We start from the raw sequence: 15,409 nt of genomic DNA on the forward strand, positions 1-15,409 counted from the left end.
CAGGTACTGCTTTTCGGTGCCATAGCCTTCTCAGGCTATGGCAGTGTCCGGTCAACACTCAACCGATAAACTTCTCACCGGCCTCGGCACGCTTGACCAGACCAGCGGCCGGCTTCCAGAACTCGCCCTGACGCGCTTCCAGCTCACGGATCTGCTGTAGCACCACGTCCAGCCCCAGGCTGTCGGCATAGGTCATCGGCCCGCCACGCTCGGCCGGGAAGCCGTAGCCGAAACGGTAAACACGATCGATATCCTCGGCGCTTTCGGCAAAGCCCTCATCCAGAATACGCGCACCTTCATTGACCAGTGCCAGAATGCAACGCTGGACGATTTCTTCATCAGCCACGTCGCGGGCGGTATAACCGGCTTCTTCGGCCACTTCGCGGGCCATCATGTCGGTTTCTGGATCATGAATCGCCTGACGGCTGCCCGGCTCGTAACGGTAGAAGCCATGGCCGCTTTTCTGACCGAAACGCTCCATTTCACACAGGCGGTTGTCCAGCCACACGATCGGCTCGCCGCGGCCAACACCGGCCAACTGCCGCGAACGCCAGCCCAGGTCCACCCCGACCACGTCATACATACGATACGGGCCCATGGCCATGCCGAAGCCCTGGAGCGCCTGATCCACCTGCCAGGGCGTGGCACCTTCCAGCACTACTTCACGGGACTGGCGCGAATACATCGACAGCATGCGGTTACCGATGAAACCGTGGCAGTTGCCAGCCAGTACCGCTTCCTTGCCGATCTTCTTGCCGACCGCCAGGCAGGCATCCAGCACATCCTGGTCTGTGGCCTTGCCACGCACCACTTCCAGCAGCTTCATGATGTGTGCCGGGCTGAAGAAATGCAGGCCCAGCACCTGCGCCGGACGCTGGGTGGCGGAAGCAATCTCGTCGATATCAAGATAAGAGGTGTTGGTCGCCAGAATGCCAGATGGCTTAACCGCCTTGTCCAGCTCAGCGAAAATGGTCTTCTTCAGGTCCATGTTTTCATACACGGCCTCGACCACCAGATCCATGTCGGCCAGGGCGGCATAGTCCTGAGTGGTGGTGATGCGCTGTACGCGAGCCTGGGCCTCAGCCTCATCAAAACGTTGCTGGGCCACCGAACGCTTATACACATTGGCGATCTCGACCAGGCCCTTCTCCAGCATCTCGCCATTCACGTCCAGCCAGACCACCGGGTAACCAGCGTTGACAAAGTTCATGACGATGCCACGTCCCATGGTACCGGCACCGATTACACCTACCTGCTTGATGTCTTCAAACGAAGCCATGATTTCCTCTCCAAATCATCGTATTTATACGCCGGACCAGTTACTACAGCGGCTACCGGCAGGGACTGAACGGCCCATTACATTACGCAAAAGCCCCGTCGAATAAAAACGAAACCCGTCCATAGGCGGCATTCAGGATATGAATATGCGCCAGCAGATTATCTGACTCAAATGCGAGCCGATTGCGTCTGAACGGACACTTTCCGTTAGCCTTTCGGTACAATGGCGCCCGCTGTATCGGATACCCCGGTTCTCATTGCTATAAGTCGTTCAATGTCCAGATCCTGTCGTACCCTCGCACTCTGTCTCTTCGCTTTTCTGTTCCCATCCATCCTGTCCGCTGCGCCGGCGACTTTCGAGTCCGCCAAGACGCTGGCTCGCCAACAGGTGTACCACGACCGCAATGACCATGGCAGCTTCTATTGCGGCTGCAGCTGGGAATGGGTTGGCCGCTCCGGCGGCGTAGTGGATGCAGCCAGCTGCGGCTACCGCACCCGCGCCCAACCCAACCGTGCCGCCCGGATCGAATGGGAGCATATCGTCCCCGCTTCGCTGTTCGGCCAGCAGCGTCAGTGCTGGCAGCAGGGCGGTCGCAGCAACTGCAAGAAGACCGACCCGGTGTTCAGTGCCATGGAAGCCGACCTGCACAACCTCACGCCGGCCATCGGTGAAACCAATGCCGATCGCAGCAACTTTCGTTTCGGCATGCTACCGGGTACGCCCTATCAACATGGTCAGTGCGATTTCAAGGTGGCGTTTTCCGAGCGGACCGTGGAGCCGCGAAATGAAGTGAAGGGGCAGATCGCCCGGGTCTGGTTCTACATGCACGATCATTACGATCTGACCATGTCCAGTCAGCAACAACGGTTGCTGATGGCTTGGGACCGGCAACAGCCGGTAAGTATCTGGGAACAGGAGCGCAATCAGCGTATCAGCCGGTTGATGGGTCATGACAATCCCTTCGTCACCGGTGCGCGGCAATGGACGCTGAACCATCACAACAGCGGTGCCGGAGTGGTCGCCTCGACCCGCTCGACTGAGCGTGCCCCGGCGTCAGCAGACAACCGCATCATCGGCAACCGCAACAGCAAGGTTTATCACTTGCCCCAGGGTTGCCCGAGCTACGGTCAGGTCAGTGCCCGCAATATCCAGCGGTTCAACAGCGAAGCCGAAGCGCAGCAGCAGGGTTACCGCAAGGCTGGAAACTGCCGTTGAAGTAACCCGGCTCGCCTTCCGTCATCCCCGGCGCAGCCGAGGATGACGGAGTAGATGAACATCGCCAGACCCTTATTGCGGGATTTCCTTTTCCCCCTCGTCCTTGCCCTCCATGGAAAGATGTTCGATCACCGCATTGAGCTCAGCACCCAGCAGCAGGACGGCGGCAGTAATGTAGAAATACAACAGCAATACGATAATCGCCCCGATACTGCCGTAGGTCGCATTGTAGTTGGCGAAGTTCTGCACATAGATACCGAAGCCGACCGAGGCGGCAAGCCAGACGATCACCGCCACCACCGAACCCGGAGTGATGAACCGAAACTCCTGCTCGACATCGGGCGTAGCGTAATAGATCAGCGCAACGGCCAGCATCAGCAGCAGAATAGCCACCGGCCAGCGCAGCCAGCTCCAGACCACGACCAGCACCTGCTCCAGCCCGATCTGCGAAGCAAGCCAGGCCATCACCTGCGGCCCCAGGGTCATGAAGCCGGCCGCCAGCAGCAGCATTATGGCAATGCCTATGGTGTAAAGAATGGACAGGATGAACAGCTTCCAGCTGGGTCGCCCCTCCTTGACGTCGTAGGCCTTGTTCATCGCGTTCATCAGTGAGCGCACGCCAATCGACGCGGTCCACAGCGCCAGCAGGATGCCGAACGACAGCAGCCCACCTTGGCTTTCCTGCAATTGATCGATCACCGGGTTGACCTGATCCAGCGCCACCGGTGGCAGGACTATCGCCGCCTGGGCTCGCAGCCAATCAAAGAAGTTCGGCAAATGCAGGAAACCGAGCACCGCCATGAGAAACAGGACAAAGGGGAAAATGGAAAACAGCGCCCGGTATGCCAACGCCGCGGCATAGGTCGACATATCATCATCGCTGAATTCCTTCGCGGTTCGCTTCAAAACGGTAAAAACACCGGCATTGCGCAGCTGCAAAAATGACATGTCGCCCCCTTGCGATAGACCCATTAGCTGGGACGCCCCTGGCGGGCAAAAGTTTGGCCAAGTTGCTGGGCGTCGTTCGATCAGCTGTAGCAATTACTTACAAAATCAAATTACAATGATAAGGATTCGCATTACAAATACTGCCAACTGCAGAGAGCCCAGCACCATGCACCCATTTCGGCTGACCCTAACCGCCTTGTCATTGCCCTTGGCGCTCCATGCCCTTCCGCTTCTGGCCGAGGACAACGCCAATAGCCCATTGGCACTGCCGTCGACCGAAGTTCGCGCCAGTGCCGATGCTTCCGCTGGCGGTTTACCACCGGCTTATGCCGGCGGCCAGGTGGCCCGGGGTGGTCGGGTCGGACTACTGGGTAATCAGGATAATATGGAAACCCCATTCCAGCTCACCAGTTACACCCAGATGCTGATCCAGGATCAGCAGGCGGCCAGCGTCGCCGATATTGTCGAGAACGATCCGGCGGTGCGTGCCGCCCGCGGCTTCGGCAATTTTCAGCAGGTGTATATGGTGCGCGGCCTGCCGATCTATTCCGACGACATGTCCTACAACGGCCTGTATGGCTTGTTGCCCAGACAGTATCTGGACGCGGAGTTGATCGAGCGCGTGGAAGTCCTGCGCGGCGCCAATGCTTTTCTCAATGGCGCCGCGCCCGGCGGCAGTGGTCTGGGTGGTGCGATCAACATCGTGCCCAAGCGCGCGCCCAACCAGCCGCTCAACCAGATCACCGCCGGCGTGCGCTCAGGTACGCAAACCTATGTTACTGGCGACTTCGCCAGACGCCTGGCCGATGACCGGATCGGGGTGCGGCTCAATTTTGCCCGCCGCGATGGCGATACCGCCGTCGACGGCGAGTCCAATGAGCTGAGCCTGTTTGCCCTGGGTGTCGACTACCGTGGCGACCGGCTGCGCATCTCCGCCGACCTGGGCCATCAGGATCACCAGCTGGATGATATCCAGCCAGCCATCAGCATCGCACCCGGGGTGGATATCCCTTCCGTCCCCGATCCCGACAAGAGCATCGCCCAGCCCTGGACCTTCTCCAACGCCCGGGATACGTTCGGCACGCTGCGCGCCGAGTATGATTTCAATGAGTATTTCACCGGCTGGGTGGCGGCCGGCATGCGCAAGGGGGATGAGTCCGGCAGCTTCTCCGAACCGACCGTGAACAATGCCAACGGCGACAGCACTGCCAACCGTTTCAGTAATGTGCGTGAAGATACCGTGAAGACCGGCGAAGCCGGTGTACGCAGCGCCTTTCATACCGGCAGCGTTGGCCATCAGGTGACCCTGTCCAGTTCGATCTACCGCATGGACTCGCGCAATGCCTATGAGTTCTCCGACTTCGCCGGCTTCCCAGGCAATATCTACCAGCCGGTCGACGTTCCCTCGCCACCTCCGGTGCTGATCGGCGGCACCTTCGATCATCCATTGCTTACCGACAAGACCCGGACCTCCAGCGTGGCGCTGGCCGATGTACTGTCATTCATGGATGAGCGCCTGCAGATCACCCTCGGTGCGCGTTACCAGAAAATCCGCAGTTACGGTTATGACTACAACAGCGGCGTACGCACGGGTGCCTACTCGGAGAGTGAGATCACCCCGGTAGCCGGCGTGCTGTACCGGTTGACACCGGAGCTGTCGCTCTACGCCAACCATATTGAGGGATTGGTCAAGGGCGATGTGGCACCCACCGAGGCCGGCGGCCAGCCGGTAGACAATGCCGGCGAGATCCTGGCTCCCTACAAGACCCGGCAGAACGAAGTGGGCATGAAGTATGACGGCGGCCGTATCGGGGGCAGTCTGGGGCTGTACCAGAGTCGCAAGCAGATGGCAGGCACGGAAAACGGCGTTTACGGGGTTATCGGCCATCAGCGCAACCGCGGCGTGGAGCTGTCGCTGTACGGCCAGGCCACACCGCAGTTGTCAATCCTCGGTGGGGTCAGCCTGCTGGACAGCGATGTGGAAGGCAACGACGCCATCGGCGCACCGAAAGTGCAGGCCAATCTGGGCGTCGACTGGATGGTGCCGACCGTCAGTGGCCTAGCGCTGGATGCACGAGCCATCCATACCGGCAGCCAGTATGCCGCCATCGACAACCAGCAGAAAGTCCCTTCCTGGACCCGCTTCGACGCCGGTGTGCGTTACAGCCTGTTGCTTGATGGCGATCAGCAGGTGACCCTGCGCGCCCGTGTGGAAAACCTGGCCGACAAGAAATATTGGGCCACGGCCGGCGGCTATCCCGGTGATGGCTCGCTGATTGTCGGCGCACCGCGCACCTTCATTCTGTCCAGCACACTGGACTTCTGAAACCGCCCGGAGCCTATTGATGTCTGTCCGATCCATGAAAGTCTGGTCCTGGCTGCATACCTGGACCAGCCTCGTCTGCATGCTGTTCATGCTGTTGCTGTGTCTGACCGGCCTGCCGCTGATCTTCCATCATGAAATTGGCCATCTGCTGGGCACCGAAATCGAGGCGCCCGAGATGCCGGCGGATACACCGCATATCAGCCTGGATCGGATACTGCAGATCGGCGAGGCACGCCATCCCAGCCAGGGCGGCATGTTCATTTCCCGCGAGCCCGATGACGACAGGGTCTGGTACCTGACCATGGCCGACACGCCGACGTCCACCAGCGGCCTGCATCAGGTGGCCATTGACGCCCGCACCGGCGAGATCCTCGGCGAGCCGCAGCTGGAAAGCGGCTTCATGTATATCGTCAATTCTCTGCACATCGACCTGTTCGCCGGCCTGCCGGGGATGTTGTTTCTCGGCCTGATGGGCGTCTTGCTGCTGATCTCGCTGATATCCGGCGCGGTACTCTATGCCCCCTTCATGCAGAAACTGGCTTTCGGTGAGGTCCGGCGCCAGCGCACCAAGCGACTCAAATGGCTGGACCTGCACAACCTGCTGGGCATCGTTACGCTGGTATGGTTTCTGGTGGTCGGCGCTACCGGGGTGCTCAACGCCTGGGCCGATCTGATCGTCAAGGCCTGGCAGAACGACCAGCTCAGCACCATGCTGGCGCCCTACCACGGCCAGCCGCCGCAGGAACGCGGTTCACTGGAAGCGGCTGTGCAATCCGCCCGCGCCTATCTGCCGGACATGCAGATCCAATTCGTCGCCTTTCCCGGCACCAGCTTCTCCAGCCCGCATCACTACGGCGTCTTCATGCATGGCAATCAGGCATTGACCGCCCACCTGTCGCAACCGGTGCTGGTCGATGCCAGCACTGCCCAGGTGACCGACAGCCGGCCTCTGCCCTGGTATTTCAACGCGCTGCAGTTATCCCGGCCGCTGCACTTCGGTGATTACGGCGGCAAGGCGTTGCAGATCATCTGGGCGGTGCTGGATGTGCTGACCATCATCGTGCTGGCCAGCGGACTCTATCTATGGCTTGCCAAACGCGGCAGGCGAAAAGCCGGTGCGTCCGCTCTGGCCCGCACCAACCAGTCTTCGACCGACGCGAGGCTACAGCCATGAAAGGCACCGGCAACTCGGCAATGCAAATCTGGCGCTGGCCCGTATTGTTCGGCACAGTCAGCGCCGCCGGGCTGATCGTCGCCCTGCTGGGGGATGGCTGGTATGACGTACTGTCCTGCCTGGCGCTGGGGCTGGTCGCCGCCGCCGGCATCTGGCTTGGCGCCGTTGCGCGGGCAGAGCCCTGAACGGCTCGGTCTGATCAGCCTGTTCGCACCTGCGGGTTGACCATATGCCGGGGCGTCTGCCCGAGCAGCGCCCGTTCCAGATTCTGCACCGCCAGCTCCGCCATGACCCGACGCGTCTCATGTGTGGCCGAGCCAATATGCGGTACGCAGACCAGGTTGGGCAGCGCGAACAGCGGTGACTCGGACAGCGGCTCCTGCTCGTAGACATCGAGCCCGGCGGCACGGATCTGTCCGTCGCGCAGCGCTTCGACCAGGGCTGCCTCGTCAACCACCGGGCCGCGGGCGATGTTGACCAGAATGGCGCTGGACTTCATCAGCGCCAGTTCACGTTGGCCGATCAGCTTGCGGGTACGCTCGCTGAGCGGAACGACGACACAGACAAAATCGGCCTCGCCGAGCAGGTCATCAAGGTCGCGAAACTCAGCGCCCAACTCCTGCTCCAGCTCCGGTTTGCGGCTATTGCTGGTGTACAGCACCGGCATGCCGAAACCGAAATGGCCGCGCCGGGCAATCGCCGCGCCGATATTGCCCAGGCCGATAATGCCCAGCGTCTTGCCATGCACATCGCAACCAAAATACTCCGGCCCCAGCCCGCCCCGCCAGTTACCCTCGCGCATCCAACCGTCCAGTTCGACGATCCGCCGCGCAGCCGTCAGCATCAGTGTCATCCCCAGGTCGGCAGTGGTCTCGGTCAATACATCGGGAGTGTTAGTCAGCAGAACGCCGCGCTCATTCAGATAATCCAGGTCGTAGTTGTCATACCCGACCGAAATACTGGAAACCACCTCCAAGCCTGAAGCCGCAGCAAGCTGTGGGCGGCCAAGCTGCCAGCCGGCACCAATCAGGCCGTGTACCGGACCGGCAGCCAGCGCATCCGCCAGCTCGCTGGCTGCACTCAATTGAACGACATTGAAGTTGGCTGCCAGACGCTCGATCAGATCCTGAGCAAGACGATTGAATATCACGACGTTCTTTTTCACAACACAGCCCCCTGGCGTTTAAATCCGCAGTATAGCTGTTCGGCCCGTCACCCCATCGGGAGGTTCGGGCCCACCGCGCAGCCGCAGCCCCGAAACGGGACGCGCCAATCGGGTGGCGCTACACCTCGCCGCGGATGTACTGCTCCAGCTGCTGGATCAGCTCCTGCTGCTCGGCGATGGTCTCCTTGACCAGGTCACCGATCGACACCAGCCCCACCAGTCGCCCATCTTCCACCACCGGGAGGTGGCGCAGGTGAAGGTCAGTGATCAGCGAGAGGCATTCGGACACGCTCTGCTTCGGTGTCACGGTCGTCACCGGGCTGCTCATGATTTCGCGTACCATGGTGCCCACCGACGCCCGCCCCTTGAGCACACATTTACGAGAGTAGTCGCGCTCACTTATCACGCCTATCACCTGACCGCCCTCGGTGACCGGCAGCGCGCCGATATTATGCTCGGCCATCAACTGCAAGGCCCTGAGCATCGTCTCATCCGCCCCGATGGTATGCACCTGCTGGATCTGCTTGGTCTGGATAACCTGGGCCACGGTTCTCATCTGCTGCTCCTTTTATTTTCTGGTCCGGTGATAACAGTCAAGGATCAATCAAAGCGGCAGGCAAGGCAAAAAGGGTGTTTCATGGACTATTGGCCTCCTTATTGCTGACAGCTACCCGCCATTGGCATTCCAGCGGCCCCAACATGTCACGGCTGCTGTAAGTCGCATACTCCAGGCATTCCACCGCTAGCGGTAAGGTGTCCGGTATCACCAATGATTGCAACCGCTGGCGCAGCTCTGTGGCACTGATCGCTCGGCGATATAACCCCAGGGTGATGTGCGGCACGTAACTAGTCTGCCGAATTTCGCTACAGCCTGCGCCCAGCGCCTCGCGCCAGCGCGGCAGGTGGCCCTGCGGGTCGTCCACTGTCAGAAAGGCTGCGCTGGCAAAGCTATCCGGCGCGCCTATGCGTAGCTCGCAGGGCGGCAATGCCAACCGGTCGAGGCCCGTCAGTTGGCGCTGCAGCTGCGCTGACGTGAAATCGTCGTCGTACCTGACACTTTGTCCTTCGAAACCACAGACAAACAAGGTGATATGCGGCTGCCGCCGGCTGGGATGCAGCAGGTCCGCCAGCGAGGCCGTGAGCTGGTCGATATGGGCCAGCGCCCGGGGACAGTTGATCGGGATCATCCAGATCGCATAGCGGCTGCGGCCACGGTGCCACTCGGTGTAATCACGCAGCTGCGCAACGGTGGTCTCGGCAAAAGGGACGGTATCGGATAACAGCATGCTCGGCGGCCAACAACGATGGCGAAGATACGGGCAGTATGCCCTGCCCGCCCGGCGCACTCCAGCCGCAGCTAGCCCTGTGCCATCCGGTCGCTTGTGTTTCCCCGATCAGGGGCATAAGATGCGCCGCTATTCATGCAGGTGTGCCTGATATCAGGCATGAAACGGAAAGCCGGTGCGCTCGCTCAGGTCGAGCAATCCCGGCACTGCCCCCGCAACGGTAATCGACCCCGATCATGGATCGGCGTCCGCTCAAGACCACTGTGCCACGGCATGGGAAGGTGAGCGGATGGGCGTCGAGAGTCCGGAGGCCGGCCCGCATGCAATATCGACTGGTGTTGCGGAGGGCATCACCGTCAAGTGCCGTGCCGGTTTGTCTGTTATCTGCCCCGTCCGCACTTGCTTATCTGCCCTCCTCGAAAGTCATCCGACCTTTTGAGGATTCATAATGAAACTGTCCCGTCTTGCCCTTGCTGTCGCCCTGGCCCCGAGCCTGACACTGGCTGCCCAGCCTGCTTCCCATGAACAAGCGCTGAAACTCTCCGACACCCTGATCACCGCCAACCGCGATGTGGAACAGCGCAGCGACAGCAGCGCCGCCAGTACGGTGTTCACCCGTGCAGATATCGAACGGCTGCGCCCGGCCAGCGTGCCGCATCTGCTGACCCAGGTGCCGGGCGTGCAGGTCGCCAATTATGGGGGCCGCGGCGCGACCTACGGCCTGTATATCCGTGGCACCAATACCAGCCAGACCCTGGTGCTGATCGACGGTGTGCGGGCCGGTTCAGCCACCATGGGCGGAGCCGCCCTGCAGTTTCTCAGTGTCGACCAGATCGAGCGTATAGAGGTGCTGCGCGGCTCGCGCTCAGCGATTCATGGCGCGGACGCCATGGGCGGGGTTATCCAGATCTTCACCCGCCGAAGCGAGGGCGAAGGCCTGCGCCCCTACGCGCGCATCGCCGGTGGCAGTGACAGTACCTGGGAGCGCAACCTTGGTCTCTCCGGCGGCAACGAGCGCACGCGCTTCAATTTATCCGCCGGGTTAGAGGAAACTGCCGGTATCGATCGCACCCGCACTTCTTTCGCCAGTGACGCGGATGATGATGGTTACCGCAACCGCTCCTTGGCGCTGAGCCTGAGTCACCAGTTCACCGATGCATTTGAAGGTGGGTTCACCGTACTGGATCAGCGTGGCAAGACCGAGTTTGATAACCCGTTCGGTAACTGGGGCGCTCCAGCTGCTCCCTATGACGAGTACATCATCAGCACCAGCACGCTTTGGTTGGATGGGCGAATCAATGATATCTGGCGCAGCCGTATCGAACTGGGCCACAGCGAGGACAAGCAGGAGAACTTCGACAAACTGTTTCCCGGCAGCACGGTGAATAACAGTTACCGCGATTCGCTGAACTGGCTCAACACCCTGACCCTGGGCAATGGACACAGTCTGCGTCTGGGCGCTGACTACCTGAATGACAAGGTACGCAGCAGCAATGATTTCCAGGTCAGCAACCGGGACAACAAAGCGGTATTCGCCCAGCACAGCTTCCAGGGAGCGCGCTTTGGCACCGAACTGGGCATGCGGCATGACGACAACCAGCAGTTCGGCAACGAAAACACCTTCAACGGTGCGCTGAGCTACCGGCTTGATCCGGATAACCAGTTGATTCTGTCCTACGCCGAAGGCTTCCGGGTACCGACCTTTGCCGATCTCTATTGGCCCTTCGATGGTTTCTATGGTGGCAACCCCGAACTGAAACCGGAGAAATCCCGCAGCTATGAATTGCAATGGCGCAGCCAGCTTGCCCCGACTACCCAGTTGGAAGCCTCGCTGTACCGCACCGACTTCCGTGACCTGATCGTTACCACCAGCGATTTCAGCACCGTGGACAACATCAATCGCGCCCGCGTCAATGGCTTCGAAGCCACTCTGAAGCAGGAACTCTTCGGCTGGCAGGGTGATCTGGGTATCAGCATCATCGATCCACGCAGCCGTGAAAATGGCCACACCTTGCCCAACCGCGCCCGACGTACCCTGAACCTGAACCTGGATCGCCAGTTCGGCGATATCGGTGTGGGTGCCAGCTTTACCGCCGTCAGCAGCAGTTACGGCAACGGTGACAACACCACCGAGCTGTCCGGGTACGGCGTACTGGATCTGCGTGCCAGCTGGCAGGCCAGCAGCGAAGTGGCCTTCGACATGAAGCTTGCCAACGTAATGGACAAGGACTACAGCCGCTTGATGTATACCCATGCCGGACAGGGTTACGGTTACCGGGAGTTGCCCTTCACCGCTATGCTTGGAGTCACCTGGACCCCTGACCTCTGAATGGAATGACTACACACCCCCGCCATCAGCTGCATGCTGAACGCTGCTCCTTTGCCTCAGCCCTCATCGTTCGGGCAGGGGGGCGGCTGCGCCGGTGGGTGCTCTGCCTGGCAGCGATCCTGCTGCCAGTTGGCTTGCCTGCATTGGCAGCGACGCCTGAATCACCCCAACGCATCGTCTCCCTCGATCTATGCATGGACTGGGCATTGGCTCATCACGCCGATCCGGCCCGGGTGGCTGCACTGTCGCCTATGCATCTGCGCTACCCGATCCACTGGATCGACGCTCGCTGGCCTGCCCATGACGGTTCGTTGGAACAGGTGGTAAGTCTGCAGCCCGACCTGGTGTTGGCCGGCCAGTACAGCGCCCTGCTGTTGCGCGAGCGTCTGCGAACCCTGAATTATCGAGTGGAGGTACTGCCATTACCCACTACGCTGGGGCAGGTGGAATCCTATGAGCGCCAATTGCTGGCGCTGATCGGTCGCAACCCTGACCTCGCGCAACCGGCACCCGTTCGCCACACGCCACAGCCCGACGCCAAACGCCTGTTGCTGCTCGGTTCCAACGGTATCGGTACTGGCCGTGATACCTTCGAGCATCAAATCATCGAACAGGCCGGCTGGCGCAACTATCTGACCGACTCGGGGCATGTGCAACTGGACCTGGAACAGATCGCCAGCGATCCGCCGGACGCCATTCTGTTCGCGGCCCCCGAACACCAGGCGCTGGCCAACCGCTTTGCCGAACATCCGGTGCTGCGCCGCAGCATCCCGGCTGACGGCTGGCTCACCACCGACTACTGGCGCTGGCAATGTCCCGGCCCCTGGACCTGGGACCTGATAAGGCAACTCAATCAATGGCTCGACTGATCACTCCCGCCCTGCTGGCGTTGTTGCTGGTGACGGCGCTGGCCTCCTTGTCAGTCGGCTCAACCTCGGTGGCCGTACTGGCAGGGTTGGCCGACTTCCTTACCGGCCAAAGCAGCCTGGACGCCATTGTCATCGGTGAGGTTCGCTTGCCACGCACGCTGATTGCACTGGCGGTGGGCGCCGCACTGGGCCTGAGTGGTGCAGCGCTACAGGGACTGCTGCGCAACCCACTGGCCGAGCCCAGTCTGACCGGTGCCAGCCAGGGCGCAGCATTGGGCGCGGCCAGCGTATTCTACTTCGGCCTGTTTCCCGGTCTGGGCGCTGCCGCGCCAGGTGTAGCCGGCCTGATCGGCGCGGCCATCGCGTTGCTGTTGATGCTGGCCCTGGCCGGCTCGGCTCGCTCGCATATGGTGATCATGGCCGGGCTGGCGATTTCCACGCTGTGCGGTGCGGCGCTGGCTACCGTATTGAACTTCGCGCCCAACCCCTACGCCATGCAGGAATTGGTGTTCTGGCTGCTCGGCTCGGTTTCCGAGCGTGGGCTGGAGCATTTATGGCTGCTGCTGCCGGCGTTGCTGGTAGGTAGCGCGCTGATTATCAGCCAACGCCGACTGCTCAGCGGCCTGAGCCTGGGCGATCAGGTAGCCCGCAGCATGGGACTGAATTACCGCAATGGCAGCATCATGATCGTGCTGGGTGCCGCCATGCTAGTCGGCAGCTCGGTGGCGGTGGCCGGCAGTATCGGTTTTGTCGGTTTGCTGGTGCCACATCTGCTGCGCCCATTGGTACAGCATCGCCCGGAGCGGCTGTTGATCCCGGCGGCGCTGGCCGGTGCCATTCTGGTCTGCCTGGCGGATATCGGCGTGCGCCTGTTGCCACCGGGCCAGGAACTCAAGCTGGGTGTGCTGACCTCGCTGCTCGGAGCGCCACTGTTCATCTGGCTGGTATGGAAGGAGCGTAAACGGTGGATCTGATCGATACCCGCCACCTGAGCGTCGGCCAGCGCCTGGTGAACGTCAACCTGAACCTGGTGGCCGGGGAAATGCTCGGCATCATTGGCGCCAACGGTGCAGGCAAATCCACCCTGTTGCATTGCCTGGCGGGCATCCAGCCGTATCAGGGCAATATTCGGCTGGCAGGTACGCCGCTGGCCTCGATTGCCGAGCGCCAGCGAGCGCAGCAATTGGGCTTCCTGCCGCAGAGCAGTCACAGCGCCTGGGCATTGTCGGTGCGCGATGTGATCAGTCTCGGGCGGTTGCCCTGGGGGGATACCAATGCCGAGGCCATCGCCCAGGCCGCTGCCGCCGCCCAGGTGCAAGACTGGCTGGATCGCCAGATCGATCAGCTCTCCGGCGGGCAACAGGCCAGGGTCTGGCTGGCCCGTGTGCTGGCCGGCCAACCGCGGGTGCTGCTGGCCGATGAGCCAGTGGCCAGTCTTGACCTGTTCCAGCAGCAGAACGTACTGCGTCTGCTGCGCCGCTATGCCCAGAGCGGGCGTGGGGTGATGCTGTCGATCCACGACCTGTCACTGGCCGCCCGTTACTGTGATCGCCTGTGCCTGCTCCATGAAGGTCAACTGCTTGCTATCGGCACACCTGCCGAGGTACTGACCGGCCAGCATCTGCAGCAGGCGTTCCAGGTCGATGCGCATATCGATCTGGATAGCGACCCACCCATCATTATCCCGAGGTAAGTGACCATGGCCTTCAAGTTCGGCAAGAACTTCGACGAGATGTGTTATCCCTTCATGTACGAAAGCTCGTCGCTCTGCGACTTCGAAGTCATCACCGATGAGCTGTGCGGCCATATCGGCGCCATCATTTCCCACCTGCCGGACGACATGCCGGACATCGCCGCCGATCTGGAGCAGGTCCAGCCGCTGGCCTTCCATATCAATGGCTCGATCCGTGGCCGGCTGGCTGTCAGCGAGGAGGATCAGGCCTGGCTGCAGGCACGCCTGAACCACTATAAAGAGGAAGTTGCCGACCGCCTGGGCGGTTTCGTTCTGCCCCGCGGCACCCCACCCATTCCACAGCTGCACCTGGCCCGCTCCGCCTGCAAGAAAGCCATCCGCGCCATGGTTCGGGTCGATGCGGAAGGCAAGGAAGTTCCCATGCTGCTGCCGCGCATGTGCAATATGCTGTGCAACTTCTTCTTTATGTTGACGCTGGTTATCAACAAGCGGCGCGGGTTGATCGAGCCGACCTTCATCAGCCGCAGCTATGGCCGACCGGACAGCTGACAACATGCCTGTTTCGGGCGACTTATCCGTTGCGTGGATGCACCCGCCTGCGTTTTAGTCGAGAATGGCTGCTGTTCATGACGATGTTTTTTATTCAGCGAGTGCTGCGATCAGCAACGGAGAATCAGTATGCGTATTTGTGGTATCGAGTTGACCGGCAATGAAGCCGTGGTGTGCTTGCTCAACGGGGAACAGGGGTTGTTCAATCTGCCGGACAGCCGCATCCGCAAGCTGACATTGAAGAAGGAGCACGCTCGCGCCGACTTGCAGCGATTCCAGAAGGAGCTGGTGCAGTTTCTGAGGGATTACAAAGTGGAGCGCGTGGTCATCAAGGAACGCATGCAGAAGGGCAAGTTCGCCGGGGGCGCCATCAGCTTCAAGCTGGAGGCGGCAATCCAGCTGATTGCGGATTCGGACATCGAGGTCACCCTGCTCTCGCCGACGCAGATCAAGAGTGTCCTGTCAGCCAATCCCCTGCCCGTTCCCTTCGCTGATACAGGGCTGAAGCAGTTTCAGGAAGGCGCCTTTCTGACCGCCTATGCGGGGCACTTCTCCGGGTGATGAGCTTCGCCTGAG

Annotated in this window: 15 protein-coding genes and 1 riboswitch; of the genes, 10 read left to right on the forward strand and 5 right to left on the reverse strand. The window is 61.0% G+C overall.

From position 1 onward, the window contains the following. Positions 1–58: 58 nt before the first annotated feature. Positions 59–1,279: a 3-hydroxyacyl-CoA dehydrogenase gene (locus BM267_RS03255; protein ID WP_074777906.1), complete on the reverse strand. Its 1,221-nt coding sequence runs from the start codon at positions 1,277–1,279 to the stop codon at positions 59–61. Positions 1,280–1,552: 273 nt separating this feature from the next. On the opposite strand from BM267_RS03255, the gene BM267_RS03260 reads away from it, so the two are divergent. Further along, positions 1,553–2,494, forward strand: coding sequence for an endonuclease (locus tag BM267_RS03260; protein WP_036988570.1), 942 nt, complete (start codon positions 1,553–1,555; stop codon positions 2,492–2,494). Positions 2,495–2,566: 72 nt separating this feature from the next. Here BM267_RS03260 and BM267_RS03265 read toward each other — a convergent pair whose 3' ends face one another. Further along, the gene (locus BM267_RS03265; protein WP_036988569.1) at positions 2,567–3,442 is read right to left on the reverse strand and encodes a YihY/virulence factor BrkB family protein; all 876 of its coding nucleotides are present in this window, start codon (positions 3,440–3,442) and stop codon (positions 2,567–2,569) included. A 166-nt stretch (positions 3,443–3,608) separates the two neighbouring features. On the opposite strand from BM267_RS03265, the gene BM267_RS03270 reads away from it, so the two are divergent. The 3 genes from BM267_RS03270 to BM267_RS03280 are packed head-to-tail and all read left to right on the forward strand — an operon-like array spanning position 3,609 to position 7,127. Further along, the gene (locus tag BM267_RS03270) at positions 3,609–5,768 is read left to right on the forward strand and encodes a TonB-dependent receptor (RefSeq protein ID WP_074777904.1); all 2,160 of its coding nucleotides are present in this window, start codon (positions 3,609–3,611) and stop codon (positions 5,766–5,768) included. A 19-nt stretch (positions 5,769–5,787) separates the two neighbouring features. Continuing rightward, entirely contained in the window at positions 5,788–6,942 is a 1,155-nt protein-coding gene (locus tag BM267_RS03275) for a PepSY-associated TM helix domain-containing protein (RefSeq protein WP_036988568.1), read from the forward strand. Continuing rightward, positions 6,939–7,127 (forward strand): hypothetical protein, encoded by a 189-nt coding sequence (locus tag BM267_RS03280; RefSeq protein ID WP_074777902.1) that lies wholly within the window; start codon positions 6,939–6,941, stop codon positions 7,125–7,127. Before BM267_RS03275 ends, BM267_RS03280 begins: the two co-directional genes overlap by 4 nt. 14 nt (positions 7,128–7,141) lie before the next feature. Here BM267_RS03280 and BM267_RS03285 read toward each other — a convergent pair whose 3' ends face one another. The 3 genes from BM267_RS03285 to BM267_RS03295 all read right to left on the reverse strand — a co-directional run bounded on the left by BM267_RS03285 (position 7,142) and on the right by BM267_RS03295 (position 9,393). After that, positions 7,142–8,107 carry a 2-hydroxyacid dehydrogenase gene (locus tag BM267_RS03285; RefSeq protein ID WP_036988566.1) on the reverse strand — a complete coding sequence of 322 codons (966 nt, stop codon included), beginning with the start codon at positions 8,105–8,107 and terminating at the stop codon, positions 7,142–7,144. Positions 8,108–8,225: 118 nt separating this feature from the next. Continuing rightward, on the reverse strand, positions 8,226–8,663 hold the full coding sequence (locus tag BM267_RS03290; RefSeq protein ID WP_036988565.1) for a CBS domain-containing protein: 438 nt from the start codon (positions 8,661–8,663) through the stop codon (positions 8,226–8,228). A gap of 79 nt (positions 8,664–8,742) precedes the next feature. Then, positions 8,743–9,393, reverse strand: a complete 651-nt coding sequence (locus BM267_RS03295) for a 2'-5' RNA ligase family protein (RefSeq protein WP_051610697.1) — start codon at positions 9,391–9,393, stop codon at positions 8,743–8,745. A gap of 122 nt (positions 9,394–9,515) precedes the next feature. Then, positions 9,516–9,727, forward strand: a riboswitch (cobalamin riboswitch). Between the two features lie 114 nt (positions 9,728–9,841). Here BM267_RS03295 and BM267_RS03300 point away from each other — a divergent pair. The 6 genes from BM267_RS03300 to BM267_RS03325 all read left to right on the forward strand — a co-directional run bounded on the left by BM267_RS03300 (position 9,842) and on the right by BM267_RS03325 (position 15,394). Then, positions 9,842–11,722 carry a TonB-dependent receptor domain-containing protein gene (locus BM267_RS03300; RefSeq protein WP_036988564.1) on the forward strand — a complete coding sequence of 627 codons (1,881 nt, stop codon included), beginning with the start codon at positions 9,842–9,844 and terminating at the stop codon, positions 11,720–11,722. Positions 11,723–11,727: 5 nt separating this feature from the next. After that, positions 11,728–12,591 carry an ABC transporter substrate-binding protein gene (locus BM267_RS03305; protein WP_235818226.1) on the forward strand — a complete coding sequence of 288 codons (864 nt, stop codon included), beginning with the start codon at positions 11,728–11,730 and terminating at the stop codon, positions 12,589–12,591. Continuing rightward, a complete protein-coding gene (locus BM267_RS03310; RefSeq protein WP_036988563.1) occupies positions 12,579–13,565 on the forward strand; it encodes a FecCD family ABC transporter permease in 987 nt (328 codons plus the stop codon). Before BM267_RS03305 ends, BM267_RS03310 begins: the two co-directional genes overlap by 13 nt. Next, entirely contained in the window at positions 13,556–14,284 is a 729-nt protein-coding gene (locus tag BM267_RS03315; RefSeq protein ID WP_036988562.1) for an ABC transporter ATP-binding protein, read from the forward strand. The genes BM267_RS03310 and BM267_RS03315 overlap by 10 nt, the downstream gene beginning before the upstream one ends. A gap of 6 nt (positions 14,285–14,290) precedes the next feature. Continuing rightward, positions 14,291–14,833: an ATP:cob(I)alamin adenosyltransferase gene (locus BM267_RS03320; RefSeq protein ID WP_036988561.1), complete on the forward strand. Its 543-nt coding sequence runs from the start codon at positions 14,291–14,293 to the stop codon at positions 14,831–14,833. A gap of 129 nt (positions 14,834–14,962) precedes the next feature. Next, positions 14,963–15,394 carry a DUF3010 family protein gene (locus BM267_RS03325; protein ID WP_036988560.1) on the forward strand — a complete coding sequence of 144 codons (432 nt, stop codon included), beginning with the start codon at positions 14,963–14,965 and terminating at the stop codon, positions 15,392–15,394. Positions 15,395–15,409 lie beyond the last annotated feature (15 nt).

Origin of the sequence: Halopseudomonas bauzanensis, assembly GCF_900114735.1 — a bacterium.
Taxonomy (GTDB): domain Bacteria; phylum Pseudomonadota; class Gammaproteobacteria; order Pseudomonadales; family Pseudomonadaceae; genus Halopseudomonas; species Halopseudomonas bauzanensis.